22 protein-coding genes and 1 other RNA gene are annotated in these 24,895 nt (G+C 67.5%); 14 read left to right on the forward strand and 9 right to left on the reverse strand.

The annotated features are described in order from the left end of the window. Positions 1-11: 11 nt before the first annotated feature. The 5 genes from AC07V5_RS09925 to AC07V5_RS09945 all read left to right on the forward strand — a co-directional run bounded on the left by AC07V5_RS09925 (position 12) and on the right by AC07V5_RS09945 (position 4,198). The gene (locus tag AC07V5_RS09925) at positions 12-902 is read left to right on the forward strand and encodes an amino acid ABC transporter substrate-binding protein (protein ID WP_495115485.1); all 891 of its coding nucleotides are present in this window, start codon (positions 12-14) and stop codon (positions 900-902) included. Positions 903-982: 80 nt separating this feature from the next. Next, complete coding sequence (locus tag AC07V5_RS09930) at positions 983-1,723, forward strand: amino acid ABC transporter permease (RefSeq protein WP_495115486.1); 741 nt, start codon at positions 983-985, stop codon at positions 1,721-1,723. Further along, positions 1,723-2,385: an amino acid ABC transporter permease gene (locus tag AC07V5_RS09935; protein ID WP_495115487.1), complete on the forward strand. Its 663-nt coding sequence runs from the start codon at positions 1,723-1,725 to the stop codon at positions 2,383-2,385. Before AC07V5_RS09930 ends, AC07V5_RS09935 begins: the two co-directional genes overlap by 1 nt. Positions 2,386-2,473: 88 nt before the next feature. After that, a complete protein-coding gene (locus AC07V5_RS09940) occupies positions 2,474-3,208 on the forward strand; it encodes an amino acid ABC transporter ATP-binding protein (RefSeq protein ID WP_495115488.1) in 735 nt (244 codons plus the stop codon). 12 nt (positions 3,209-3,220) lie between these two features. After that, on the forward strand, positions 3,221-4,198 hold the full coding sequence (locus AC07V5_RS09945; protein ID WP_495115489.1) for a catalase family protein: 978 nt from the start codon (positions 3,221-3,223) through the stop codon (positions 4,196-4,198). 9 nt (positions 4,199-4,207) lie between these two features. On the opposite strand, the gene AC07V5_RS09950 is transcribed toward AC07V5_RS09945, so the two are convergent. Both AC07V5_RS09950 and AC07V5_RS09955 read right to left on the reverse strand, forming a co-directional pair. Next, entirely contained in the window at positions 4,208-5,083 is an 876-nt protein-coding gene (locus AC07V5_RS09950) for a DUF4394 domain-containing protein (RefSeq protein ID WP_495115490.1), read from the reverse strand. Positions 5,084-5,167: 84 nt separating this feature from the next. Further along, complete coding sequence (locus AC07V5_RS09955; RefSeq protein WP_495115491.1) at positions 5,168-5,926, reverse strand: SDR family NAD(P)-dependent oxidoreductase; 759 nt, start codon at positions 5,924-5,926, stop codon at positions 5,168-5,170. A gap of 94 nt (positions 5,927-6,020) precedes the next feature. Between AC07V5_RS09955 and AC07V5_RS09960 the strand changes: the two genes are divergently transcribed. Further along, positions 6,021-6,938: a LysR family transcriptional regulator gene (locus tag AC07V5_RS09960; RefSeq protein WP_495115492.1), complete on the forward strand. Its 918-nt coding sequence runs from the start codon at positions 6,021-6,023 to the stop codon at positions 6,936-6,938. A 1-nt stretch (position 6,939) separates the two neighbouring features. Here AC07V5_RS09960 and AC07V5_RS09965 read toward each other — a convergent pair whose 3' ends face one another. The 4 genes from AC07V5_RS09965 to AC07V5_RS09980 are packed head-to-tail and all read right to left on the reverse strand — an operon-like array spanning position 6,940 to position 11,577. Further along, positions 6,940-8,148, reverse strand: coding sequence for a toxic anion resistance protein (locus AC07V5_RS09965; RefSeq protein ID WP_495115493.1), 1,209 nt, complete (start codon positions 8,146-8,148; stop codon positions 6,940-6,942). Further along, positions 8,145-8,798 (reverse strand): hypothetical protein, encoded by a 654-nt coding sequence (locus AC07V5_RS09970; protein ID WP_495115494.1) that lies wholly within the window; start codon positions 8,796-8,798, stop codon positions 8,145-8,147. The genes AC07V5_RS09965 and AC07V5_RS09970 overlap by 4 nt, the downstream gene beginning before the upstream one ends. Next, positions 8,795-10,453: a substrate-binding and vWA domain-containing protein gene (locus AC07V5_RS09975; protein WP_495115495.1), complete on the reverse strand. Its 1,659-nt coding sequence runs from the start codon at positions 10,451-10,453 to the stop codon at positions 8,795-8,797. Before AC07V5_RS09975 ends, AC07V5_RS09970 begins: the two co-directional genes overlap by 4 nt. Next, positions 10,453-11,577 (reverse strand): hypothetical protein, encoded by a 1,125-nt coding sequence (locus tag AC07V5_RS09980; RefSeq protein WP_495115496.1) that lies wholly within the window; start codon positions 11,575-11,577, stop codon positions 10,453-10,455. Before AC07V5_RS09980 ends, AC07V5_RS09975 begins: the two co-directional genes overlap by 1 nt. 68 nt (positions 11,578-11,645) lie before the next feature. Between AC07V5_RS09980 and pyrC the strand changes: the two genes are divergently transcribed. From pyrC to AC07V5_RS10000, 4 genes are all read left to right on the forward strand, one after another. Beyond that, positions 11,646-12,680: a dihydroorotase gene (gene pyrC, locus AC07V5_RS09985; protein WP_495115497.1), complete on the forward strand. Its 1,035-nt coding sequence runs from the start codon at positions 11,646-11,648 to the stop codon at positions 12,678-12,680. Continuing rightward, positions 12,677-13,534 carry an NYN domain-containing protein gene (locus tag AC07V5_RS09990; RefSeq protein ID WP_495115498.1) on the forward strand — a complete coding sequence of 286 codons (858 nt, stop codon included), beginning with the start codon at positions 12,677-12,679 and terminating at the stop codon, positions 13,532-13,534. The genes pyrC and AC07V5_RS09990 overlap by 4 nt, the downstream gene beginning before the upstream one ends. Positions 13,535-13,660: 126 nt before the next feature. After that, entirely contained in the window at positions 13,661-15,031 is a 1,371-nt protein-coding gene (locus tag AC07V5_RS09995; protein ID WP_495115499.1) for a S1 family peptidase, read from the forward strand. After that, on the forward strand, positions 15,031-16,038 hold the full coding sequence (locus AC07V5_RS10000; protein WP_495115500.1) for an FHA domain-containing protein: 1,008 nt from the start codon (positions 15,031-15,033) through the stop codon (positions 16,036-16,038). The genes AC07V5_RS09995 and AC07V5_RS10000 overlap by 1 nt, the downstream gene beginning before the upstream one ends. A 49-nt stretch (positions 16,039-16,087) precedes the next feature. On the opposite strand, the gene cysK is transcribed toward AC07V5_RS10000, so the two are convergent. After that, entirely contained in the window at positions 16,088-17,005 is a 918-nt protein-coding gene (gene cysK / locus AC07V5_RS10005; protein WP_495115501.1) for a cysteine synthase A, read from the reverse strand. 39 nt (positions 17,006-17,044) lie between these two features. Here cysK and rnpB point away from each other — a divergent pair. The 3 genes from rnpB to AC07V5_RS10020 all read left to right on the forward strand — a co-directional run bounded on the left by rnpB (position 17,045) and on the right by AC07V5_RS10020 (position 20,811). Beyond that, an RNA gene (gene rnpB, locus AC07V5_RS10010) (RNase P RNA component class A) lies at positions 17,045-17,490 on the forward strand. A 437-nt stretch (positions 17,491-17,927) separates the two neighbouring features. Continuing rightward, positions 17,928-19,508, forward strand: coding sequence for a methyl-accepting chemotaxis protein (locus AC07V5_RS10015; RefSeq protein WP_495115502.1), 1,581 nt, complete (start codon positions 17,928-17,930; stop codon positions 19,506-19,508). A 94-nt stretch (positions 19,509-19,602) separates the two neighbouring features. Continuing rightward, positions 19,603-20,811: a multidrug effflux MFS transporter gene (locus AC07V5_RS10020; RefSeq protein ID WP_495115503.1), complete on the forward strand. Its 1,209-nt coding sequence runs from the start codon at positions 19,603-19,605 to the stop codon at positions 20,809-20,811. Here AC07V5_RS10020 and AC07V5_RS10025 read toward each other — a convergent pair. After that, positions 20,808-21,356 (reverse strand): PEP-CTERM sorting domain-containing protein, encoded by a 549-nt coding sequence (locus AC07V5_RS10025; RefSeq protein ID WP_495115504.1) that lies wholly within the window; start codon positions 21,354-21,356, stop codon positions 20,808-20,810. The two genes, AC07V5_RS10020 and AC07V5_RS10025, sit on opposite strands and share 4 nt — an antisense overlap. Positions 21,357-21,378: 22 nt before the next feature. Continuing rightward, positions 21,379-23,796, reverse strand: coding sequence for an endo-1,4-beta-xylanase (locus tag AC07V5_RS10030; RefSeq protein ID WP_495115505.1), 2,418 nt, complete (start codon positions 23,794-23,796; stop codon positions 21,379-21,381). A gap of 208 nt (positions 23,797-24,004) precedes the next feature. Between AC07V5_RS10030 and AC07V5_RS10035 the strand changes: the two genes are divergently transcribed. Then, entirely contained in the window at positions 24,005-24,877 is an 873-nt protein-coding gene (locus AC07V5_RS10035; RefSeq protein ID WP_495115506.1) for a carbonic anhydrase, read from the forward strand. Positions 24,878-24,895 lie beyond the last annotated feature (18 nt).

The raw sequence follows: 24,895 nt of genomic DNA on the forward strand, positions 1-24,895 counted from the left end.
TTGGAGTCTCCATGAAGAATGTTTTGCTCGTCGCAGCCCTGATGGCCGGCGTCACCGCCGTGCATGCCGAAGACACGCTGAAGAAGATCAAGGACAGCGGCTCAATCACGATGGGCGTGCGCGAATCCTCCGGTCTGTCGTACACCATTGGTGACGGCAAGTACGTCGGTTATCACATCGACGTCTGCGAGCACGTCATTGCCGACCTGCGCAAGCAGCTGGGCAGCAAGATCGAGGTCAAGTACCAGCCCGTCACGTCGGCCAACCGCATCCCGCTGACCGTCAATGGCACGGTCGACCTGGAGTGCGGCTCCACCACGAACAACGCCGCCCGCCAAAAGGACGTCGCCTTCGCCGTGACGACCTATGTCGAGGAAGTGCGCATCGCGGTGAAGGCCAACTCGGGCATCACCGCGATCAACCAGCTCAACGGCAAGACGGTGGCCACAACCACCGGCACCACCTCGGTGCAGACGCTGCGCAAGCATGAGCGCGCCACCGGCGTGGACTTCAAGGAAGTCTTCGGCAAGGACCACGCCGACAGCTTCCTGCTGCTGGACTCCGGCCGCGCCGATGCCTTCGTCATGGATGGTTCCATCCTGGCCAAGAACATCGCCACGTCCAAGGCCCCGGCTGACTTCAAGATCGTCGGCGAGGTGCTGTCGGTCGAGCCGATCGCCATCATGATCCGCAAGGAAGACCCCGGCTTCAAGACCGCGGTCGACAACAGCATCAAGGCCATGATGAAGTCGGGCGAGCTGGCCAAGCTGTACGACAAGTGGTTCCTGCAGCCCATCCCGCCGACCAACACCAAGATCGGCCTGCCGCTGTCCGCTGCGACCAAGGACGCCTGGGCCAACCCCAACGACAAGCCGATGGAAGACTACGCCGCGAAGAAGTGATTCGCGCGTTGCTCTGAACCACCGCAAAGCGGGTGCCTGGCACCCGCTTTGCTTTAGATAGAAGGCTTGAGGAGAGAGCCATGAGTTGGGACTGGCAGTTCTACTGCAACGACACCGCCACCGGAGAGGCGGTCGCCGGCTGCTTCGGCCCTGGCGGCAAGGAGCAGACCTATCTGCAATGGATGCTGAACGCCTGGGGCTGGACGCTGAGCGTCTCGGTGCTCGCGCTGTTCGTTGCGCTGGTGATCGGCTCCTTCATCGGCATTGCGCGCACCGCACCCAACCGTTGGTTGGCGAGGTTTGGCGAGGCCTGGACAGAGCTCTTCCGCAACATCCCGCTGCTGGTGCAGGTCTTCCTCTGGTACCACGTGCTGCCGGCCTTCATTCCCGTGCTCAAGGAAGTACCTTCGTCGGTGCTGGTGGTTCTGGCCCTGGGCTTCTTCACCAGTGCCCGCATCGGTGAGCAGGTCAAGGCGGGCATCAAGACCTTGCCGACCGGCCAGCGTTATGCCGGCCTGGCAATGGGCATGACCTTGCCTCAGACCTATCGCTTCGTTCTGCTGCCGATGGCGTTTCGCATCGTCATCCCACCGCTCACCAGCGAGAGCATGAACATCGTCAAGAACTCGGCCGTGGCCTTCGCGGTCAGCATTCCCGAGTTGGCCCAGTTCGCCCAGCAGGCGGGCGAGGAGACGTCCCACTTCGAGGAAATCTTCATCCCCGTGACGCTGCTCTATTTCGCCTCTGCCTTCGTCGTCAACCGTGTCGCCAAGTTCATCGAGGCGCGGGTGCGCATCCCTGGCCAGTCGGGAGCCAAGTGATGCTGAATCTTGACTATTCCTTCCTGAGCTGGGCCGTCATCCAGAGCTTCGTCTTCAAGGGGCTCATCTTCTCGTTCAAGCTGACCCTGGTCGCCATGATCGGCGGCATCATCCTCGGCACCCTGCTGGCGATGATGCGGCTGTCCGGCAAGCCCTGGCTCGCAACGCCGGCGGCGGTCTACGTGGACACGCTGCGCTCCATCCCGCTGGTGATGGTGATCCTGTGGTTCTTCCTGCTGATCCCCAAGATCGCGCCGGTGAGCGCCGAGGCTTCGGCTTTCATCACCTTCACGCTGTTCGAGGCCACCTACTACTCCGAGATCATGCGGGCGGGTATCCAGAGCGTGTCCCGGGGGCAGGTGAACGCCGGCTATGCCGTGGGCATGACCTACGGCCAGAGCATGCGCTACGTCGTGCTGCCCCAGGCCTTCCGCAACATGCTGCCGGTGCTGCTGACGCAGACCATCATCCTGTTCCAGGACACGTCGCTGGTCTATGCGGTGGGCATGTATGACCTGCTGAAGGGCTTCGAGGTCGCGGGCAAGAACTTCAACCGCCCGGTCGAGACCTACCTCGTCGCCGCCGTCGTCTATTTCGTCATCTGCTTCGGCTTCTCGCAGCTCGTGCGCCGCCTGCAGAAGAAGATCGCCATCATTCGCTGATTGACGTGTACCCCCACGTTCACATTTGTTCGCTGCCCCCCGAGGGGGCGCTGAGCCTCCTAGAGGCGGCTCGTCGGAGTCTCAAGCCATGATTGACATCAAGAACATCTCCAAGTGGTACGGCAGCTTCCAGGTGCTGACCGGCTGCACGACCACCATCCAGAAGGGTGAGGTCGTTGTCGTCTGCGGGCCGTCGGGCTCGGGCAAGTCGACGCTGATCAAGACCGTCAACGCGCTGGAGCCCTTCCAGAAGGGCGACATCGTCGTCGACGGCATCTCCATCGCCGACTCCAAGACCAACCTTCCCAAGCTGCGTTCGCGCGTGGGCATGGTGTTTCAGCATTTCGAGCTCTTCCCGCACCTGTCGGTGACCGAGAACCTGACCATCGCCCAAATCAAGGTGCTGGGTCGCTCGCCCGAAGACGCCAAGGTGCGCGGCCTGAAGATGCTGGACCGCGTCGGTCTCTCTGCCCACAAGGACAAGTTCCCCGGCCAGCTGTCCGGCGGCCAGCAGCAGCGCGTGGCCATCGCCCGTGCGCTGTCGATGGACCCCATCGTCATGCTGTTCGACGAGCCGACGTCGGCGCTGGACCCGGAGATGGTCGGCGAAGTGCTGGACGTGATGGTGCAGTTGGCCAACGAGGGCATGACCATGATGTGCGTGACCCACGAGATGGGCTTCGCCAAGCGCGTCAGCAACCGCGTCATCTTCATGGATGCCGGCAAGATCGTCGAAGACTGCAGCAGCACCGACTTCTTCACCAAGCCCGAGGAGCGCTCGCCGCGCGCCAAGGACTTCCTGGCCAAGATCCTCCAACACTAGTCGGAGCACACCATGAGCAGCGTCGGCACCGGATGGAGAGAAGTCATCGCGGCCGACGAGGCCGCCCGACACGCCGAGGCAGCGCGGGCCATGGCCGAGATGCAGAAGCGCAAGGACGAGCGCTTCGGCGCCGGCCGCGCGCTGCACCGCAAGGCTGTTGCCGCCCTGCGCGGCCGGCTGCGCGTGCTGGATGGGCTGCCCGAGCACGCCCGCCACGGCCTCTTTGCCGCGCCGGGTGAGCACGAGGTCTGGGTGCGCCTGTCCAACGGCGCGATGGACAAGCAGAGCAACCGCCGGCCCGACATCCGCGGCTTCGCGATGCGTGTCTTCGGTGTCGAGGGCGAGTCGGCCCTGGGCGGCCGCACCGACCATCAGGACCTGTCGCTGATCAACCAGACGGCTTTCGCCTTCCCCGACAGCCGCCACTTCTTCGGCCTCGTGCTGGCCGCCGGCCGCAGCCCGGGCGCTTTGCTGGCCTGGGTGTTCAAGACCTTCGGCCTGGTGGGCGGGCTCAAGCAGATCAAGAAACTGGCCGCCACCGCCGGTAAGCCGTTCACGGGCTTTGCCACCGAGGCCTTCGCCAGCACGCTGCCCATCAGCTGCGGCCCCGCGGCCGTCAAGCTGCGCCTGCTGCCGCCGGCCGGGTGCAAGCCGCGTGCCGACGTGAACGGCGACTGGGCTGGCGACCTGGCCGCCCACGCGGCCGCCGGGCCGCTGACCTACCGGCTGCAACTGCAGTTCTTCGTCGACGAAGCGCGCACGCCCCTCGAGGACGCCAGCGTCGAATGGCCCGAACCCGTCGCGCCCTTCGTCGACGTGGCCGAGTTGACGCTGGCCGCGCCGTCCACCGACACCGACTTCATCGCCCACGTCGAGGCCGGCGTCTTCGACCCCTGGCAGGCCCTGGCCGCGCACCGCCCGCTGGGCGAAGTGATGCGCGCCCGCAAGGTGGCCTATTTCAGCAGCCAGCAGGCGCGCGGCGCGGCCTAGCCAAGCGCCTCAAGGCTCGATCGCCGCGCCCACAACCGCACCGGCCTCGACGGTACCGATGCGCGTCGCCTTGCCCGTCGCCAGGTCAACGCGGTACCAGCTCGACTTGCCATCCGCCGTGATGGCCGCGTAGGCCGCGTTCGACAGGTCGGAGATGTCCAGCGTCGCGCGCTGGAAGCTGCCGATGCCCAGCGACCCGACGGTGTAGAGCTTGCCCGTGTTCGGCGACACGACCGGCTGCACGCCTTCCTTGCTGCCTTGATGCACCAGCACGCCCTGGCGGCCGTCCAGCGCGTAGTTGGTCGTGATCTTGTCGTTGTCCTTGTTGTAGGTGTAGCCGGCCGCCACGACGCCCGGTGTCTTGCCGGCGTTCGCGTCCGCGGCGTCATAAGCCAGGCGGCCGTCGAACTGCACGCCGGGCTCGTTGGGGTTGCCGTCGACGACGGCGCCGGTGTCCGGGTGCAGGCGCAGGTTGTAGCCGGCGTCATTGACGACGCGGATGCGGTCCACCGTCGGGTTGAAGTCGAAACCCCATTCGGTCACGCCGTCCTTGGGCAGGGCGTTGGGCGTGCCGATGGTGCTGAGCGTGCCGGTCTTGGTATCGATGCGGTACAGCTGGCCGCTGGCGCCCAGGCCGAAGAGCTGGCCCTTGGCCACGCGGTAGTCGATGCCCACCAGCTTGTCGCCCGCGACAAATCCGGTCAACGGCTTGCTGGACAGCGTCTTCTGCGGCTGGCCGGCGTTGAACTGAACCAGCAGCTGGGCATCCGCCGTCACCGCGTAGATCATCTCCTTGGCCGGCGGGCCCATGGGTTCCATGGGCGCGGTGGCACAGGCGGCAAGCAGCGTGGCAGTAGCGGCAAGCGTGAGGGCGTGACGGGTCATGGCATCTCCAGAAGGTTGGGGGGCGGACGGTTTATACGTGCGCCGCCCCTGCAATGGATGCCTCAGCCCCGCTCGGCGTCAGGGTTAGAGGAACATGCCGCCCGAGGCCTCGATGCGCTGGCCGGTGATCCAGCCGGCGCCCGGGCGCATCAGCGCGGCCGCGGCGCCGCCGATGTCCTCGGCCTCGCCAACGCGGCCCAGCGCCGTGACGGAGGCGACGAAGCGGTTCAGCTCCGCGTTGTCGCGCACCGCGCCGCCGCCGAAGTCGGTTGCGATCGCGCCGGGTGCCAGCGTGTTGACGCGGATGCCGCGCGCCGCCAACTCCTTGGCTTGGTAGCGGCTCAGCACCTCCATCGCACCCTTCATGGCCGCGTAGGCGGCGTAGCCGGGAATCGTGAAGCGGGCCAGGCCGCTGGAGATGTTGAGCACGCGGGCGTTGTCGGCCAACACAGGCAGCAGGGCCTGGGTCAGGAAGAACGGGCCCTTCAGGTGGATGGCGACCATGCTGTCGAACTGGGCCGGCGTTGTCTCGGCAAAGCTGGCGTGAGCGCCGGCGCCGGCGTTGTTGACGAGGCCGTCGAGCTGGGTTGCGCCCCAGGAGTGCAGGCCATGGCGCACGCGGTCGGCGAAGGCGCCGAAGCCGGCCGCTTCGGTCACATCCAGCGGCAGGGCCAGCGCGCGGCGGCCGAGGGCCTGGATCTGGGCGACGACGGTGTTCGCGGCCGAGGCGGCCTCACGGTAGGTCAGCACGATGTCGTGGCCGTCGCGGGCCAGCGCGAGCGCCATCTGCGCGCCCAGGCCGCGGCTGCCGCCGGTGATGAGGGTGATGGGGGTGGAAGTCATGTCAGCTCCGTCAGGGGTGTTGTGGGACGGACTGAAATTTATTGTTCACATCAATTTGGATAAAGTTGCCTGAATTGAAATGACTGTGCTTTGAATGTCAACCAATCTGGACCTCGCAGCGCTTCGCGTCTTCATGCAGGTGGCCGAGCTGGCCCATTTCAGCCGTGCCGCCGATGAGCTGGGTCTGCCCAAGGGCCGGGTCAGCCAGATCGTGCGCGAGCTGGAGGCCAAGCTGGGTACGCGGCTCTTCCAGCGCACGACGCGACGCGTCAGCCTGACGTCGGACGGCGAGCTGCTCGCCGAGCGAGCCCGCACGCTGCTGGCCGACGCGGGCGAGATCGAGGCCTTGTTCCAGCAAGACCAGCAGCTGGGCGGCCGGCTGCGCGTTGACCTACCGGTACGTTTGGCGCTGGACGCCGTGCTGCCGGCGCTGCCCGCCTTCCTGGCCGCCCACCCGGGCCTGCAGGTCGAGGTGAGCTGCACGGACCGGCGCGTGGACCTGGTGGAAGAGGGCTTCGACTGCGTGCTGCGCGTGGGCGCCGTGCACGACCCCATGCTGGTGGCCAAGCCGGTGGGCGAGTTGAAGATGATGAATGTCGCCAGCCCGGCCTATCTCGCCGCCCGCGGCACGCCGGCCACGCCGGAGGATCTGGTCGCCCAGGGCCATGAGCTGGTGCACTACAGCCAGACCTGGGCCGACCGCCGCGCGCGCTTCGACTGGGTGGACGCCGAGGGCCGGCCGCACAGCCTGAGCCTGCCGTCCCGCGTCGCCGTCAACCACACCGACGCCTACGAGGTTGCCGCGCTGAACGGCATGGGCATCGTGCAGGCACCCTGCGTGGGCATGGCGGCGGCCGTGGCGGACGGGCGCCTCGTGCGCCTGCTGGAAGGCTACGAGCCGGCGCCGCTACCGGTGCAGCTCGTCATGAGCCAGCGCCGCCACACGCCGCGGCGGGTGCGCGTGTTCATGGACTGGTTGACCGGCCTGCTGGCCGATCACCTCGCTATTTAGCTCAAAGCTTGACCGGACCGTCGATGGCCGCGCCCGCCACCGCCGCCTTGGCCTGCTGCTGGCGCACGCGGTCCAGATAGCCCTCGGAGCGCTGCAGCTGTTCCTGAATGAGCTTGTTGTTGGTGCCCATCGTCTCGATGGCCTTGCTGCGGAAGTTGTCCATCGCGTCCATGGCCTGGAAGGTCTGGTCGAACATCGACTGGATCTGCTGGATGCCCAGCATGGGGTTGGACGAGAACTCGGCCGTCGCGTCCACATGCTGGTTCAGCGCCGTGCCGGTCTGGCTGATCAGGTCACCGATGGTCTTGTTGACGCCCTGCAGCATCTGCATGACCTCGATCTGGTTGCCGGTGGCGCGCGCCACGGTCTGGGCCACGGCCAGGGCGCTCATGCCGGTGGTGGCCACGCGGTCGCAGCCGATCATCATTTCGCGGCCGGTCTTCTTCAGCACGTCCAGCGCCAGGTAGCCGTTCACGCAGACGGCCTGCTGGGTCTGGATGTCGGCCAGGTTCTGGCGCGCGTAGAACAGCACCTCCTGCTCCAGCGCCTTGGCCTTCATCGGGTCGGTGGGTTGCAGCTGCTGCACCCGCGTGGCCAGGCGCTCGTCCAGCACGCGAGCGAAGCGCGCGGCGGCGGCGAGCTTCTGCATCGCGTCCCAAAGCTTGGCGCGCGTGGCCTCGATGTCGACGACGTCGCGCTGGATGTCGTCCTTGGCGGCGTAGAGCTGGGTCATGGCCGTCTGCAGCTGCGAGCTGGCCGACTGGAAGCGGCGGAAATAGGCCTCCAGCTTGTTGCCGAAGGGTATCAGCCCCAGCAGCTTGCGCGGCTGCAGCAGGTCGCCGTCCTTGCCGGGGTTGAGCTCGTCGAGCTGGCCGCGGATGGCGGCGATGGCCTTGTAGGCCGGCGTGTCCGTCGCGCCGACGAAATTGCGCTGCATCAGGCTGCCCTGCATCAGGCCGGCGGCAAAGCTGATCTCCTGGCGGCCGAGCTGGAAGGCGCTGTCGAGCTTGGCCTTGAAGGGCTCGCTGTGCAGGTCTTCCTTCTCGAGCGCCTCGATGAAGCGCTGCACCTGCGCGTCCACCTGAGTGCTGACCTCAGCCTTCAGCGGCACGGCCTCGACGGCGGCGGCCGGTTGCACCGGCGTGATGACCTCGGGCGGGGTCAGCGTGAAGGTGGGGGCGGCGGTCGCGGTGGTGGTGGTCGTGTTCATGCGATGTCCTTGTTGCCGAACTTCTGGTTCAGGAATTCACTGTGGCGCAGGAAGGCCTGGGCGTCCTGCGAGGCGAGATCGTCGCCGAGCTGCTCCACCTTCAGCTCCAGCTCGGCCAGCACGCCCTCGAAGGTGGTCTGCGCCGTCTTGCCGTTGGCCAGCAGCTTGGTGGTGGCGAACTGCGCCGGGATGCTGAGGTAGGTGTTGAGCGCCTGCGGCAGATAGCTGATGGCGATGTGGCGCGCGTGGAAGGTCTCCTGCAGGCTGAGATGACCCTTGCTGCGCTCCCACTGGTCGAGCAGGCCTTCCAGGCGCTGGCACAGCTGCTTGATGCGCTGGGCCAGTGGCGCCGGGATGCGGCCGCCCGGGTTGTGCTCGGTCAGTCCGCGCACACCGCTCAGCGCCCGGCCCATGGCCTCTCGGGCATCGCCTTCGTCCGCGAAGTTCAGCGCCTCCCAGTCATCTTCCTTGGTGCTGGGCCAGCCCCACCACAGCGCGCCGCCAACCAGGCCAACGGCATAGCCGAGCGCTGCCACGCCAAGACCCCAGCCGCCCAGAAAGCCCAGTGCCTTCAGTACCAGCACGCCGGTGGCCGCCAGCAGGCCGCACCAGTTGGCGGGCGCATTCAGCCATCTGATGAGTCCGCTCATTGATAAGCCCGGATGTCCTTGAACACCGCATACAGCGGTGTCTTGCGCGCGTCGAAGACCCGGCCACCGGTGATGCTCACCAGCTCCTTCAGGTCGCCCTCCTGGGCTTCACCGAACAGCACCATAAAGACGGGAATGCCACGCACGTCCTCGGGCAGTTGTTCGTAGGCGCGCTTGAAGTCCTCGAGCTTGCGGCCCATGTTGTTCTTGCCGTCGGTAAAGGCCACCACCGAGTACTGGTACTCGGGGTTGCGCTTGCGCTCTTCCAGCATGTGCTGCAAGCCGGCCAGCACTGCGTCGTAGAGGGCGGTGCCACCAGCCATCTGCAGGCCGTCGGCGGCGTCTCTCACGCGTTGCAGCTCGGCGCGCTTGGCCTCGGTGTCGGCCTGCGGCAGCACGCCCTTGGCCACCTTGCTGCCGGCCGGGATCTCGAAAGGCACCGGCGCGCGCGGCTTGTCGCTGAAGGGCAGGAACCACAGCCGTTCGCGGTTGGTCAGCTTGGCGACGCGGCCGGTCAGCGATACGTCGGCGCCGGCCAGGTAGTGGATGGCCTCGACCAACTGCTCGCGCCGCTTGCCCTGCATGCTGCCGCTGGTGTCCAGCACGAAGGTGCTGGCAATCGGTTTGCGGAACTCGTTCAGGTAGGCGTCGATGAGGCCGTCGGCCAACTGCCGGTCGGGCGAGAACGGCAGCTCGACCTGGAAGCCGCGCGCCGGCAGGATGTCGGCCACCTTGGCGGCCACTTCGGCGCGCATCGGGCGGCGCAGCGTCTGGCGCGCCAGCCACAGCTGCGCGGTGTCGCCCTTCAGGTATTCGACGACCTTCAGGTAGTCGGCGCGCTTGGCCTCGTTGAGCAGCATGAACGGGTAGTCCGCCGTGGCCACGCCTTCGAACGGGTAGATGAGATGCAGCGGCTCGCGCAGCTTGCCGCTGGCGTTCAACGTCAGCAGCCAGCTCTCGTAGTTGATGAAGGCATTGGCGCGCGTGCCCTGGCCCTTGATGAACTGCTCGGCCAGATACGTGGAGTTGTCGCCCACGATCTTGTAGCCCTTCAGGAAGTCGGCAATCGCACCGCGGTCCACGTCGGCGGCGGTCAGCGCCTCGCCCTTGCCGCCGGCCGCGGCCACCACGCCCAGCAGGGCCATGAAGCCCTGGTTGCTGGTGGCCGGGTTGGACAGCGCGTACTGCAGCTTGCCCGTCTTGGCGGCGCGGGTGATGTCGGCCCAGGTGAGCTTGGCATCGGGCTTGTCCCAGCCGTTCTTGGCCGCGTCGCTCTTGCTGACGCCCACAGCCATGGGCGACAGCATGATCTTTTCCTGCACCTTGACCTTGCCCTGGCCGGCTGCGTCGCTGAGCAGGTACTTGGCGTTGGCGAACCAGGCCACGTCGGGCTTGGCGTTGCTGCCGCTGTCGCCGCTGAGCACTTCCTGGGTGCTCTCCATCGTGCCGCCGAAGCGGAACTGCACGTCCACGCCGGTGGCCGACTTGATCTGGGCGGCCAGCGGCTCGATGTCCTTCAGGTCGCTGGTGGCCAGCACCTGCAGCGTGGCGCCGGCCTGTGCGGTCGGGGCGGGCGCGGCGGGAACATCAGGCTCCGGCTTCTTGCCGCAGGCGGCCAGCAGCGTGAAGCTCAACAGCAGTAGGGCACGGCGCATCACTGGTTCATCTCCCGGCTGACGATGTCGATCATTTCAAACATCAGGTCGAACCCCGGCGGGTCGATGACCTGGTTCATCTTCACGTCCACGGCCAGGCCGGCCTTCTGCGTGGCGGCGGCAAACGCGGCCGTGTCGCCGGTGCGGAAACCCTGCTCCAGCGCCACCGCCTGCAGCGTCTTGTTCGTGGCCAGCAGTTCGGCCAGTTGCTTGCCGCGCTCGTTCAGCGCCACCAGCACCCATTTGTTGACGATGGTGGGCTGGGGATACATCAGCACCATCTCGGGCCGTACGCCGCCCTTCTGCGCCTGAGCCACCATCTGCGCCTCGTAGATGAAGGTCAGCGGCGTCTTGCCCATGCCGATGGACAGGTAGTCATCGAAGGCGCCGTTGACGTAGTTCTCCTGGAAGCCCTGGCGCTTGAACAGCTCGGCCAGCTGGGTCGCGTACTTCTGCGCGGCAGTGCGGTCGGCCACCACGTCGCCGTTCAGCGCGGCCGAGGTCAGCGCCAGGTACATGGCAGCCGAGTTGCTGCGGCGGATGTCGGTCGTGCTCACCAGCACGCTGCGCGACACCGCGTACTCGCCACTGCCCTTCAGGTCGCGCCAGCGCTGCTTGGCCAGCATGGCCTGCGTGAGCTTCTCCATGTCTAGGCTGTAGACCTTGGGCGCCTGCGCCTTGGCCATGCCGTTGGCGGCCAGGATCTTGGCGACCGGCTCCCACGACGCGACGACCAGCGGCGTGTGGAAGGGCGAGGTCTGCGTCGCCGTCTTGCCGGCCTTGCGGGCGGCGTCGGCAATCATGTTGGCGGCCACCACGCCGCTGGCGATGAAGAAGTCGGGCTGGTCGGCCGCGCCGATCTTGGCCGCCATGTCACGGCTGCCCACGCGGGCCACCTGCACCGGGAGCTTGCCTTGGGCCAGCACCTTGCTCACCCGCTCGTCCTTGAAGAACGCCTCCACGTCGACGGCGATCAAGCCCCTGAGCGGCTCGGCCGTCGCGATGGCGGCCTGCTCCTGGGCGATCTGCTTGGTTTCGTCATTGGCGCGCAACGCAAAAAACAGGGCGCCGCCAAACAGCGCGAGCAGGACGAGGGTGCCGGCCAGACGTTTTGGGGTGTTCATGAGGGGAAGCAAGCTCCTTTCAATCAGAGCCGAAGTGTGCCTCCTCCTGGCGACGACAATCTCGCGCCATGAGTGACATCCTTACCCTCACCCGACCTGACGACTGGCACTTGCACCTGCGCGACGAGGCGGCGCTGGCCAGCGTGCTGCCCTACACGGCGCGCCAGTTCGCCCGCGCCATCGTCATGCCCAATCTGCGCCCGCCGATCACGACGGCCGCCCAGGCCGTGGCCTACCGCGAGCGCATCCTGGCCGCCTTGCCCGAGGGCTTAGCCTTCGAGCCGCTGATGACGATGTACCTGACGGACAACACGCCGCCGGACGAGATCAAGCGTGCCAAGGACGCCGGCGTCGTCGCGCTCAAGCTCTACCCGGCCGGCGCCACGACCAACAGCGATGCCGGCGTGACCGACATCAGCAAGACCTACAAGACGCTGGAAGCCATGCAGCGCGAGGGTCTGCTGTTCCTGGTGCACGGCGAAGTGACGGATGGCGACATCGACGTCTTCGACCGCGAGGCCGTGTTTGTCGAGCGCGTCATGAAGCCGCTGCGCGCGGCCATGCCTGAGTTGAAGGTCGTGTTCGAGCACATCACGACCAAGGAAGCCACCGAGTACGTGACGGAGAGCGACCGCTTCACGGCCGCCACCATCACGCCCCAGCATCTGCTCTACAACCGCAACGCCATCTTCACCGGCGGCCTGCGCCCGCACTACTACTGCCTGCCGGTGCTCAAGCGCGAGGAGCACCGCCAGGCGCTGCTGAAGGCCGCAGCCTCCGGCCTGCCGAAGTTCTTCCTCGGCACCGACAGCGCGCCGCACGCCGCTCAGTTGAAGGAAAACTCGGTCTGCGGTGCCGGGTGCTTCACGGCCATCTCGGCGCTGGAGCTGTATGCCGAGGCCTTCGAAGGTATAGGCGCGCTGGACAAGCTCGACGCCTTTGCCGGCCACCACGGCCCCGACTTCTATGGCCTGCCGCGCAACACCGGCACGGTGACGCTCAAGCGCGAGCCCTGGACGCTGCCCAGTGCCGTGCCGTTCGGCGAAGCACAGCTCAAGCCCCTGCGCGGCGGCGAAACCCTGAACTGGAAACTCATCGCATGAAGAAAGTTGCCTTCCTCGTCGACTTCGACAACGTCGCCACCGACGTCATCGAGCAAGCCCTGCAGATGGCCTTCAAGGACTACGAGGCCGTCCACATCCGCCGCGCCTACTGCAATGCCGAGCAGGCCCAGAACCACCAAGGCTTCCTGAAGCGCCTGGGCCTGCGCGCCATCGTCAACCTGGCCATCGGCAAGAACTCGACCGACATCGCCATGGCCGTGGACGCGATGGACCTGGCCATCACCGAGAAGCCCGACGTCATCGTGCTGGTGTCCTCCGACAGCGACTTTGCGCCGCTGGTGCTGAGGCTGCGCGAGAAGGGCGCCTGGCTGCGCGGCTTCGGCCAGCAAGGCAAGACGGGCGACGGCGTGATCCAGATCTACGACCAGTTCAACGAGCTGGCCCACGACAGCGGTAAGTCTTCGCCCAAGCGCGAGCCCGCAAGAAAGGCTGCGGCCCGCCGGCCTGCCGCCAAGAAGGCCGCGCCGCCCAAGGCCGCGGCGCCGGCTCCCAAGCCGATGCCCGCGCCTGCGCCGGCACCCAAGCCGGTAGCAGCGCCGACGCCAACGCCGACGCCCAAGCCGGTAGCGGCACCTGCACCGAAGCAGGCCGCCGCGCCGGCCCCTGTCGACGCCAACGTCGCCGCAGCGAGGGAGATCAACGCCATCCTGGCGACTTGCCCGAAGCTGACCGATGGCCAGTGGCATGACCTCGGCGCTGCCGCCAAGGCGCTGAAGGAAGCCGGGCTGCTGCCCAAGACGGCGCCCTCGACCAAGCTGTTCCGCAAGCACCCGAAGGCCTTCCAGCTGCAGCCGGAAAAGACGCCCAACCAGGTTCGCTTCGGCCACGGCTGACCGCGCCCGACCGCGGGCCGGCGAATGCGTCACGGGGCTTACAGGCGGCCCGCCAGGGCTTCTGCTCAAAGCAGCTAGCATCGACGCCCGCCCCCGGGGAGGTCTCGCTTGTTGATGAAGTCCTGTTTGAAGTCGTTGTTGGGCCTTGCCGTCGCCGGCCTGGCCTGCGTCGCCGGCGCACAGTCGCCGCCGCCCGCCGCCTCCGCGCCCGCCGCTGTTTCGCCAGCCCAGCAAGCCCAGCAGCCACCGCCCACGGTGTCGGCCAGCGCGCGGCGGCTGTACGAGCGCAGCAAGAGCCAGCTGTTGCAGATCCGCACGCTGCTCAAGACCCAGGACAGCCAGGCCTCGGTGGGCTCGGGCTTTGTGGTCAGCGACGACGGCCATGTCGTCACCAACTATCACGTCATCAGCCAGTTCGCGCTGGAGCCCGACAGCTACCGGCTGCGCTACGCGACGACCGACGGCCAGAGCGGCGCGCTGGAGCTGCTGGACTTCGACGCCCGCCGCGACCTGGCGCTGCTGCGCGCCGTCGATGACGGCAAGGGTAGCGGCCTCAAGGGCCGAGGCGCACTGGCCTTCAGGCCGCAGGCCCAGCCGCTGGCCAAGGGTGAGCGCATCTACTCGATGGGCAACCCGCACGACGTCGCCTTCGCCGTCGTCGAGGGCAACTACAACGGCCTGGTGGAGCGCAGCTTCGACCCGCTGATCTACTACGCCGGCGGCATCAACCCCGGCATGAGCGGCGGCCCGGTGCTAGACGAAGACGGCCTCGTCGTCGGCGTCAACGTGTCGACGCTGCTGTTTGCCCAGCAGGTCAGCTTCCTCGTGCCCGGTGAGTTCGCTTCAGCGCTGGTCCAGCGCAGCCTCACCGCCAAGCCCATCCGCACCGCGGCCTGGAGCCGGCTGCGCGAGCAGCTGACGCGCTACCAGGACGAACTCGTCACCCGCTTCCTGAGCGCACCCTGGGAAAGCGCCAACCACGACCGCTACCGGTTGCCGGTGCCCAAGCAAGACTTCATGCGCTGCTGGGGCCGGGGCACGGCGGCCGATTCCAAGGGCTTGAGCTTCGAGCGCTCGCAATGCCGCATGGACCATGCCCTGTTTGTCAGCGGCAATCTGCAGACCGGCTGGCTGGACATGTCCCACGAGGCCTATGACGGTAGCAAGCTGGGCGCGCTGCGCTTTGCGCGCCAGTACTCGGGGAGCTTCCGCAACGAGCGCCTGGGCGCTGCCGACAAGTCGCGCACGGCGCCTTATTGCAAGGAGCAGTTCGTCGACCGCGACGGCCTGCCGCTGCGCGCCGTCGTCTGCCTGCGCGCCTACCGCAAGCTGGACGGCCTGCATGACCTCAGCGTGCTCGTGACGACGGTGGACGCCGCCAAGGAAGGCGCCCTGGGCCGCTTCGACGCCCGTGGCGTCAGTTTCGACAACGCGCTCAAGCTCGCTGCGCATTACCTGGAGGGCTTCGCGTGGACGAACAGCAGCAAGGCCAAGTGATGCCCGAAGAAGTGACTGCTCCGCCCGCGCCTGCCGCTGCCGTCGTCGAACTGCTGGGCCGGGATGGCCGCGTCGCCCTCGTGCAGCGCGTGACGCACTGGCCGGTGCGCATCGGCCGCTCGCCGGCCTGCGACATCGTGCTGGACGACGGCCACTTGGCCGCCGAGCATGCCGAGCTGCACCTCACGCCCGAAGGCGGCGTGCGGCTGAAGCTGCTGGGCAGCCGCAATGGCGGCTCGGTCGCCGGCAAGCGCCTGGCGGCGGGTGACGAGGCCTCGCTGCCCGAAGGCGGCGCCTTCCAGCTCGCCGGCTGCTCGCTGCGCCTGCGCACCAGCGCGGACGTGCTCGCACCTGAACACCTGCTTCTCGTGGACAAGACGCGCCACTGGGCGCTGGTGCCGCTGCTGCTGCTGTCGATGGTGTTCTTCCAGTGGGTAGACCGCTGGAGCGCCGTGGACCCCGATGCGCGCTGGGTGGACTACGCGTCGCCGCTGCTCGCGCCGCTGGCCTTCATCCTCGGCTGGGCTGGGCTGTGGTCGCTGGCCAGCCAGATCTTCCAGCACCGCTTCCCGTTCACGACCCACCTGCGCCGCGCGCTGGTCGTCATCGTTGCGTTGCAGGTGCTGGAGTGGCTGCTGCCGGTGCTGGCCTACGCCTTCTCCCTGCCGCGTTTGATGACTCTGGAATCGCTGGCCACGCCGGTGGGTGCTGCGGTGTTGATCGCCTGGCATGCCCGCTTAGTGTGGCCGGGGGCGCGGCGCACGTTGAACGGCGGCATCGCGGCCTTGCTCCTGCTCGGGCTGGGCCTGCAGGTGGGCAACCGCCAGGAGCAGCAATACGTCTTCGGCCCGCCCTACCTGGCCAGCCTGCCGCCGCCGGCCTTGCGCATCGTCGGCACCCAGTCGCCCGAATCGCTGATTGAATCGCTGAAGCCGCTCAAGGCCGAGCTCGCCCGCCAGGCACGCAAGGACAACGAGGGGGCAGGCGACGACGACGGCAGCGAGTGAGCGCCGCGTGAACGGCGGAGGGCGGCTGCGCCCTCTGCTGCTCAGGCGTCTAGGTCTGGGGCAGGAAGCCGTCCACGGACAAATACCGCTCGCCGGTGTCGTAGTTGAAGCCCAGCACCCGGGCGCCTGCGGGCAGATCGGGCAGCTTCTGGGCAATGGCCGCCAGCGTCGCACCGCTGGAGATGCCCACCAGCAGGCCCTCCTCGCGAGCGCAGCGGCGGGCGAATTCCCGTGCCGCTTCGGCTTCGACCTGGATGACGCCGTCCAGCAGCGCCGTGTCCAGCACCGCCGGGATGAAGCCCGCGCCGATGCCCTGGATGGGATGCGGGCTGGGCTGGCCGCCGCTGATGACGGGCGAGGCGGTGGGCTCCACCGCATAGACCTTGAGCTGCGGCCAGGCGCTCTTGAGCACCTGCGCGCAGCCGGTAATGTGGCCGCCCGTGCCCACGCCGGTGATGAGCGCGTCGAGGCCTTCAGGGAAGTCGCGCAGGATCTCCTGCGCCGTCGTCTTGACGTGCACCGCCGGGTTGGCCGCGTTCTCGAACTGCTGCGGCATCCACGAGCCCGGGTGCTGCTCCAGCAGTTCGCGGGCGCGGGCGATGGCGCCCTTCATGCCCTTCTCGCGGGGGGTCAGGTCGAAGCTGGCGCCGTAGGCCAGCATCAGGCGGCGGCGCTCGACGCTCATGCTGTCGGGCATGACGAGGATGAGCTTGTAGCCTTTCACGGCCGCGACCATCGCGAGGCCGACGCCGGTGTTGCCCGAGGTCGGTTCGATGATGGTGCCGCCGGGCTTCAGCAGGCCTTGCGCCTCGGCGTCCTCCACCATGGACAGGGCGATGCGGTCCTTGATCGAGCCGCCGGGGTTGCTGCGTTCCGACTTGACCCAGACTTGCGCGCCGCTGAACAGGCGCTGCAGCCGGATGTGGGGCGTGTTGCCGATGGTGTCGAGGACGCTGCTGGCCTTCATGGGCTCTCCTGTCGGTGATGCGGGGATAATCAGTAGTGTGAAGCAAGCCAGACCGCCGCTGGGGCAATCATGGAAACATGGCCCTGGAGGAAGGTCCGGACTGCATAGAGCGGCGTAGCAGCTAACGGCTGCCCGGCGAAAGCCGAGGATCAGAGCAACAGAGACGAGTTCTGTTGGGACACCCCGATGGGTGGTCTATGAGGCGCCAGCGCAAGCTGGCGTGAGGTGGGGCGAAAGCCCCGCCACATCGCGCGAAAGCGCGAACCGAATAGCACCTCTGTCGGGCTCTGCCCGATAGAGGTGAAACGGGCAATCTCTACGCGCAGCAACACCAAGTAGGCCAGCGTTGATGCGGCTCGCAGAGCTGGCGGGTAGGTGGCACCGAGCCGGGCAGTGATGTCCGGCCCAGAGGAATGGCGGTCACATCGTCTCAACCGCAAGGTTAGGGCGGTGCACAGAATCCGGCCTATCGGCTTGCTTCACTCTTTCTTTCTTATACCTTTCTCCCCCTGGTCAAGCGCCCAGGCGGCGGCTAGATTACGCGTTGTCGTGACGTTAGGCTGGCGCGTCAACGCCAGATCATCGACATTCGGATCAGCCGCGTGCGCTGCATGCGGCAGGGAGAAAAAAATGGTCCCACACAAGCGTGGATCAGGTTCATGCTCTGGCCAGGGCTGGCGCCAACGTCGGCGCCCTGTCGGCCACTGTTTTGCTTGGACGGTCGTGCCAGCAAACGTTTCCCCGCTCTAGAGCGCAGCGGCATGCTGCCGCTACCAGTCGCTACGGCTTTAAGTCACGGCGCCCCCGCTGGGCGTCCTTGTGATATCGATTTCAGTCGACCAAATTGGAGTTTCACCGGTACGCCGATACGCCCAATCGACTGCCGGACTCTGTGCTGGGCCATGCCTAAGGGAGTATTGCGATGAAGTTGAGCAATCTGCGTCTGCGGTCCAAGCTGATGCTTGGGTTTGCGTTGCTGGCGGCCGTCGTGCTGCTGGTGTCGGGCCTGGCCTTGAATTCGCTGAGCCGCTCCAACGGGCGCTTCACCGGTTTTCTGGAAGGCGTGGGTGACCGCGAGAGCCTGGCCAACGAAGTGCGCAACGCCGCGGCGCGGCGGGCCATTGCGGCGCGCAACCTGGTGCTGGTGACGGCGCCGGCCGACCGCGATGTCGAAAAAGTGGCCGTCGTCAAGGCGCACGAAGACATGCAGAAGTCGCTGGCCAAGCTCAAGCAGGCGTTGGCCAAGGCGAGCGATGTGAGCGAGCGCGACACCGCCCTGGTGGGCGAGATGGAGCGTGTCGAGGCCCAGTACGGTCCGGTGGCGCTGGCCATCGTTGGCATGGCCCTGGACGGCAAGCGCGACGAAGCCGTGACCAAGATGAACGCCGAATGCCGGCCGCTGCTGGCCGCCCTGCTGAAGGCAACCAACGATTACATCGAGTACGAGACCCAGCAGGCTCAGCTGCGCGTGCAGCAGGCCGAAAGCGCCTACGGCAGTGACCGCATCCTGATGGTGTGCGTCAGCCTCGCCGCGGTGGGCGCCGCCGTGCTGCTGGGCTGGATGTTGAGCAATGCCATCACGCGGCCGCTGCAGCGGGCCGTGCTGCTGGCCGAGGCCGTGGCCTCGGGCGACCTGAGCTCCGACATCGTCATCGACAGCGACGACGAAACCGGCCAACTGCTGGCAGCGCTCAAGCGCATGAACGACGGCCTGGTTGACATGGTGGGCCGCGTGCGCGAGTCGGCCGACAGCATCTCGACGGCGTCGCAACAGATCGCCAGCGGCAACCACGACCTGTCCAGCCGCACCGAGCAGCAGGCCAGCGCGCTGCAGCAGACGGCAGCGTCCATGCAGCAGATGACGTCCACCGTGCAGCAGACGGCCGAGAGCTCACGCCAGGCCAGCAAATTGGCCAGCGCGGCGACGGAAGTGGCAGGCCGCGGCGGCGATGTCGTGCAGCGCGTCGTCACGACGATGGGCGAGATCAGCGACTCCAGCCGCAAGATCGCCGACATCATCGGCACCATCGACGGCATCGCCTTCCAGACCAACATCCTGGCGCTGAACGCCGCGGTGGAAGCGGCCCGCGCCGGCGAGCAGGGCCGCGGCTTTGCGGTCGTGGCGGGCGAGGTGCGGGCCCTGGCCCAGCGCAGCGCGCAGGCGGCGCGTGAGATCAAGGGCTTGATCGGCGCCAGCGTCGAGAAGGTGGAAGCGGGCAGCCAGCTCGTCGGCGAGGCCGGCACGACGATGGGCGACATCGTCAGCCAGGTGCGCCGCATGACGGACTTGATGGCGGAGATCAATGCCTCGGCGACCGAACAGAGCAGCGGCATCGGCCAGGTCAACCAGGCAGTCGCCTCCATCGACCAGGGCACGCAGCAGAACGCGGCGCTCGTCGAGGAAAGCGCTGCGGCAGCCGAGAGCCTGCAGCAGCAGGCGGCCGGGCTGCTGGAGGTCATCGCGCAGTTCAAGACGGGCCAGCCGCGCCACGGGTTCGCCTGAGACGCGCTGACGACAGCGCGCATCGAGTCGGGTCGATACACTGACCTGCGGCCGCGAACCCGCGGCCGCTCCGCACGTCTACCCGACCGCCTCGATGAATCCTGAAGCCAGCCGCCTGTGGCGCGCGCCTCGCTGGGCCCTGTCCGTGCTGTTGGCCTGTTTGGCCATGGTGGGGCCCTTCTCCATCGACACCTATCTGCCGGCCTTCTCGGGCATTGCGGCGGCGCTGGATGCGACGCCGGTGCAGATGCAGCAGACGCTATCAGCCTATCTGCTGGGGTTCGCCTTCATGAACCTCTTCCACGGCGCGCTGTCGGACTGCTTCGGCCGCCGGCCCGTCGTGCTGATCGGCCTGGCGGTGTTCACGGGGGCGAGCGTGGGCTGCGCGGTGGCCGGCTCCATCGGCCAGCTGGTGTTCTGGCGCACGGTGCAGGGCATGTCGGCGGGCGCCGGCATCGTCGTGTCACGCGCCATCATCCGCGACATGTTCCCGCCGGCAGACGCGCAGCGCGTGATGTCGCAGGTGACGCTTTTCTTCGGCGTGGCGCCGGCCATCGCGCCCATGGTGGGCGGCTTCCTGTTCGTGCACGCCGACTGGCATTCCATCTTCTGGTTCCTGGCCGCGGTCGGTGCCGCCCTGCTGGTGTCCAACTGGCGGTTGCTGCCCGAGACGCTGCACGCCAACATGCGGCAATCCTTCCATGTGGGCACGCTGATGCGCGAGTACCGGCGGCTGTGCAGCAGCCGCCAGTTCATGATGCTGGTGCTGGCCAGCGGCATCCCGTTCAACGGCTTGTTCCTCTACGTGCTGGCCACGCCGGTCTTCCTGGGCGAGCACCTGGGCTTCGCGCCGCAGGAGTTCTTCTGGTTCTTCCTGTGCTCCATCGGCGGCATCATGGCCGGCGCGGCGGTCAGCGGCCGGCTGGCCGGCACGATGAGCCCGAAGCGCCAGATCATGCGGGGCTTTCGCATCATGGTGGCGGTGTCGATCACCAATGTGCTGCTCAACCTGTTCGTGCCGCTGAGCGCCTTCTGGGCCCTGCCCATCGTGGGCCTGTTCGCCTTCGGCTGGGCACTGATGGTGCCCGTCGTCACGCTGCTGGTGCTGGACCAGGTGCCCGAGCGCCGCGGCATGGCCTCGTCGCTGCAGGCCAGCATCGGCTCGGCGGCCAACGGGTTGGTCGCCGGCCTGCTGGTGCCCCTGGTCATGCATTCCACCGTGGCCCTGGCCGTCGCATCGGCCGGCCTGATGCTGGTGGGCCTGGTAGCCTGGTACGGCGTGCGGAAGTCGATACCGGCTTAAGCCCTCAATCGGTGGCGCATCAGGGCCAACAAGCCCGCGGCGCCGAACAGTGCCCAGCTCGCCGGCTCGGGCACGGCCTGCACGCTGGCCAGCGCAAAGGCGGTCGCGTCGGCGGTGACGAGATGCAGGTCGGGGTCGAAGGCCGCGCTGTTGGGGTCGACCGAGAACAGCGCGTAGTGCAGCTGCACCTGGCCGTCGACCTGGCCGCTGGCCGAGGCCGCAAAGCTGAACTGGCCGACGCCGGCGGGTAGCACGGCGTCATAGCTTTCGCTGAGGCTGGCCAGAGGCGCCAGCACGACGAAGTCGGGCCGTGAGGCCAGCAGGTCGGCATAGCTGCCGAAGGCCGAGCCCGGCGCCAGCGAGAACTCGGTGCCGGTGACCAGCAGGAAGTTGGCCGTGTCGTCGTTCAGCAGCGTGAAGCCCCAGCCGGCGGTCTCGCCGGGTTGTGCGCTGAGGGCGGCGGGCGAGAGGGTCAGCACCGCGGCCTGGGCCGCGGTGGCGAGCAGCGTGGCAGCGGCCGCGCAGAGCAGTTGAAGTCGTTTCATGAGGTGCTCGAAAGAGTTGGATTCAGCGGAACTGGTTGCTGCGGCTGATGCTTAGGGCCGGCGAGCCCTTGGCGGGGTCGCCGTGCCAGCCGTTGGCGGCGTTGAACGGCGCGTCCACGGCAAAGGCGGCCAGAGCCGGGCATGTGCTGAAGTCGATGACGACGTTGGTGCTTGCCGAGCCGCTGCTGGCGATGTCGCCGAGCGAGACGGGGAAGGGCGTCTTGACGACCGGTGTGCAGGCCGCACCGCCGGTCTGGCGCAGCGTCAGGCCGGCCAGGCGCACGCCGTAGGCCGTGCCGGGGCCTGGGTTGCTGAAGCTCAGTGTCCAGACCCGTGCATCCGGCGTACCGACCTTGGTGGCGATGGTGCCGCTCAGGCTGGCGCCGGGCAGCCTGGACGCGTCGACGATGCCCCAGTAGGCCGGCTTGGCCTTCAGCGAGGTGTCGAAGAGCAGCGGCGCCTCGGCGCGCGCGCCGGTGCTCAGCCAGGTGTGGTTGTCGGCCTGGCCCCAGATGGTGACCGAGTCGATCAGGCCGTTCAACTGGCGGAAGGTGTTGAAGTAGTTGCGCCAGGCGTAGCCGAGCTGGGCATGCACGGCGGCCGGGATGTCTTCATACGCGGCGTAGAAGGGCCCGTTGTCGCTGATCTTGATGTCCATCTCCGTCACCTGCTGCGAGATGCCGGGGAAGGCCGTGGCCAGCGAGCGCACCATGCTGCCGACCGCGCCGGGCGAGGGGTAGCCCAGCGAGATGTGCATCTGGTGGCCCACACCGTCGACGGGCACGCCGCGCGCCTTCATGCCGGCCACCAGCTTGTGGATGCAGGCGAGCTTGGGCGCGTCCGTCGTGCTGTAGTCGTTGTAGTAGAGCTTGACGCTGGCCGGCAGCAGCGCGCGAGCGGTGCGGAAGGCCGTGTCGATGAAGTCGGTGCCCGTCAGCGTGTACCAGGAGCTCTTGCGCATGCAGTCGGCCTGCGACGCATCGACCACCTCGTTGGCGACGTCCCAGGCGTAGAAGCTGGCGACGTTCGGCGCGAAGTGGTTGAGCACGGCGGTGATGTGATCCACCTCGCGTTGCAGCACCAGGGCCTTGCTCGCGGCCGAGGGCGTCAGCGCCACGCCGCCTGCGTCCTGGAACACCCAGGCCGGCACCTGCTCGTGCCACACCAGCGTGTGGCCGCGCAGCTTCAGGCCCTTGGCCTTGGCGAAGGCGACCTGGGCATCGGCGTTCGTGTACGTGAACACGCCTTGCTGGGCCTGCAGCGACGACCACTTCATGTCGTTCTCGGACACCAGGCTGTTGAAGTGCTTGACGACCAGGTCGCCCTGCACGCCGCTGATGCCGCCGTTGTAGGCGATGGTGCCGACAGGGAAATAGGCGGACTGGCTCTGCGACAGCGAGGGCAGCCCCGTCTCGATGCTGGGCGGCGGCACGTAGCTGATCTGCACGTCGTCGATCATGAAGGGGTTGGTGTCGCCCGACTCGACATACAGGGTGAGCTTGCTGTTGGCCAGCGCGACCGAGTAGGTGGCCGACAGCTTGACCCACGCCGTGGCGCCCACCGCCGTGCTGTTGACGACGGTGTGATACGTCGTGATCGTGCCGGCGTCGCGCTGCAGGCTGAGCTTGAGCTGCGACGTGGCCGTACCGGCGCTGGCCGGCAGCCGGGCCCAGGCCGTGACCGTGTAGATCGAGCCGTTGAACATCACGTTGCTCACGTCGTAGGACGGGCCGGCCCAGGTGCCCTGGCGGGCCGTGGCCAGCAGGGACTGGTTGCCGCCGTGGGCGCTGTCCGTCGTCGTCGCCAGCGTGGCGCCGCGGCCGGCCCATTGCTGGGTGCCGGTTTCGAAGTTGGACGAGAGGCCGGTCGTGTTGGGCGGCAGGCCGGGCGGGCCGGAGATCAGCGTGACCGTGACGTCGTCCAGGTAGTAGGCCGCCGTCGCGCTGGTTGCCTCGACGTAGAGCACGAGATTGCTCGGCGCCGGTTCGGCGAAGGCGTAGAGGCCGGTGATTTGAGTCCAGGCGCTGTCGCTGACACCGGTGGCGGCGCTGGCGCCGACGCTGTCATAGCTTGTCGAGCCGCCGGCCGTGCGCTGCATGGACAGCTTGACCTGGGTGGCGGGTGTGCCTGCTGCCAGGCGCGCCCAGCCCGTGATCTGGTAGGTGGCGCCCGCGACCAGCTTGCCGGTCAGGTTCAGGCTCGGGCCGTTGAAGGTGGCCGTGCGGCCCGTCGTCAGCAGGCTGCGCGTGCCGCCGTGAGCCGCCGCGGTGCTGTTGCTGAGCGTGACGCCGCCGAACGGCGCCCAGCCCTGCACGCTGCCGTCCTCCCAGGTGGACTGCACCACCTGGGCCTGCGCGGCCATGCCGCCGCAAAGGAGGAGCAGCGCTCCCAGGGCGCGCAACGCGAGGCGCGCCCGCCATGACTTGACCAGATCCAGCATGTCTCCATCCTTGTTTTATGTTGACTGATAGCGCAACCATTTCAATGTAGCGAAGCCGGCATGGGGCGGTGAAGCCGTGTTTACGCGGAGATTTGCCAGATTGCAGGTGACCAAGGCGCCAGCACATTGGGCTGGTTCTCGAACTAATTGGTAGCGCATATCGTGGCTCGCGGCTCAAGCCGGCGGCTGGGATGCCGAAAATCAGCGCATGAGAAAGCGCGTACTCGTTGCCGCCTGCCTGTTCGCGCTTGCCGCCCAGGCCGAGGAACCCACCAAGGAGCCTGTCGAGGTGCTGCGCCAGCGCCTGGCGGAGCGTCTGTCCACCAAGGGCGAGGGTGGCGCCACCGCCAAGACGACACCCAGGTCGGCGAAGCCCGCCAAGGGCGAGGTGAAGCCACCACCCCATTGGGGCTATGCCGGCGATATCGGGCCCGAGCGCTGGGCCGAGCTGGCGCCGGAGAACAAGCTCTGCGCAGTCGGCACGCGCCAAAGCCCCATCGACATCCGCGAGGGCATTGCCGTCGAACTCGAGAAGGTGGCCTTCGACTACCGCGCCAGCAGCTTCTCGGTGCTGGACAACGGCCACACCGTCCAGGTGAACGTGGCGCCCGGCAATGGCCTGACGGTCATGGGCCGGCGCTACGAACTCGTGCAGTTCCACTTCCATCGCCCGAGCGAGGAACGCGTCAACGGCAAGCAGTTCGAGATGGTGGCCCACCTCGTGCACAAGGATGCGCAGGGCCGGCTGGCCGTCGTCGCCGTGCTGCTGGAGCGCGGGCCCGACAACAAGCCCCAGCCGCTGATCCAGACGATCTGGGCCAATCTGCCGCTGGAGAAGGGCGAGGCCCTGCCGGCCCAGGTGCAGATCGACCTGAACCAGTTGCTACCCGCCGAGCGCGGCTACTACACCTACATGGGCTCGCTGACGACACCGCCGTGCAGCGAGGGCGTGCTGTGGATGGTGATGCGCCAGCCGGTCGCGCTGTCCGGCCAGCAGCTGGGCATCTTCGCCAAGCTCTACCCGATGAACGCGCGGCCGCTGCAGGCCGGCTCGGGGCGGCTGATCAAGGAATCGCAATAGGCAGGCCGCGCGCGCCGC

The organism is Roseateles sp. GW821-FHT02E12, from assembly GCF_059421665.1.

Coding starts and splice junctions, on each gene's coding strand:
- AC07V5_RS09925 (WP_495115485.1), top strand. CDS start 12: ATGAAGAATGTTTTGCTCGTCGCAGCCCTGATGGCCGGCGTCACCGCC.
- AC07V5_RS09930 (WP_495115486.1), top strand. CDS start 983: ATGAGTTGGGACTGGCAGTTCTACTGCAACGACACCGCCACCGGAGAG.
- AC07V5_RS09935 (WP_495115487.1), top strand. CDS start 1,723: ATGCTGAATCTTGACTATTCCTTCCTGAGCTGGGCCGTCATCCAGAGC.
- AC07V5_RS09940 (WP_495115488.1), top strand. CDS start 2,474: ATGATTGACATCAAGAACATCTCCAAGTGGTACGGCAGCTTCCAGGTG.
- AC07V5_RS09945 (WP_495115489.1), top strand. CDS start 3,221: ATGAGCAGCGTCGGCACCGGATGGAGAGAAGTCATCGCGGCCGACGAG.
- AC07V5_RS09950 (WP_495115490.1), bottom strand. CDS start 5,083: ATGACCCGTCACGCCCTCACGCTTGCCGCTACTGCCACGCTGCTTGCC.
- AC07V5_RS09955 (WP_495115491.1), bottom strand. CDS start 5,926: ATGACTTCCACCCCCATCACCCTCATCACCGGCGGCAGCCGCGGCCTG.
- AC07V5_RS09960 (WP_495115492.1), top strand. CDS start 6,021: ATGTCAACCAATCTGGACCTCGCAGCGCTTCGCGTCTTCATGCAGGTG.
- AC07V5_RS09965 (WP_495115493.1), bottom strand. CDS start 8,148: ATGAACACGACCACCACCACCGCGACCGCCGCCCCCACCTTCACGCTG.
- AC07V5_RS09970 (WP_495115494.1), bottom strand. CDS start 8,798: ATGAGCGGACTCATCAGATGGCTGAATGCGCCCGCCAACTGGTGCGGC.
- AC07V5_RS09975 (WP_495115495.1), bottom strand. CDS start 10,453: ATGCGCCGTGCCCTACTGCTGTTGAGCTTCACGCTGCTGGCCGCCTGC.
- AC07V5_RS09980 (WP_495115496.1), bottom strand. CDS start 11,577: ATGAACACCCCAAAACGTCTGGCCGGCACCCTCGTCCTGCTCGCGCTG.
- pyrC (WP_495115497.1), top strand. CDS start 11,646: ATGAGTGACATCCTTACCCTCACCCGACCTGACGACTGGCACTTGCAC.
- AC07V5_RS09990 (WP_495115498.1), top strand. CDS start 12,677: ATGAAGAAAGTTGCCTTCCTCGTCGACTTCGACAACGTCGCCACCGAC.
- AC07V5_RS10000 (WP_495115500.1), top strand. CDS start 15,031: ATGCCCGAAGAAGTGACTGCTCCGCCCGCGCCTGCCGCTGCCGTCGTC.
- cysK (WP_495115501.1), bottom strand. CDS start 17,005: ATGAAGGCCAGCAGCGTCCTCGACACCATCGGCAACACGCCCCACATC.
- AC07V5_RS10015 (WP_495115502.1), top strand. CDS start 17,928: ATGAAGTTGAGCAATCTGCGTCTGCGGTCCAAGCTGATGCTTGGGTTT.
- AC07V5_RS10020 (WP_495115503.1), top strand. CDS start 19,603: ATGAATCCTGAAGCCAGCCGCCTGTGGCGCGCGCCTCGCTGGGCCCTG.
- AC07V5_RS10025 (WP_495115504.1), bottom strand. CDS start 21,356: ATGAAACGACTTCAACTGCTCTGCGCGGCCGCTGCCACGCTGCTCGCC.
- AC07V5_RS10030 (WP_495115505.1), bottom strand. CDS start 23,796: ATGCTGGATCTGGTCAAGTCATGGCGGGCGCGCCTCGCGTTGCGCGCC.
- AC07V5_RS10035 (WP_495115506.1), top strand. CDS start 24,005: ATGAGAAAGCGCGTACTCGTTGCCGCCTGCCTGTTCGCGCTTGCCGCC.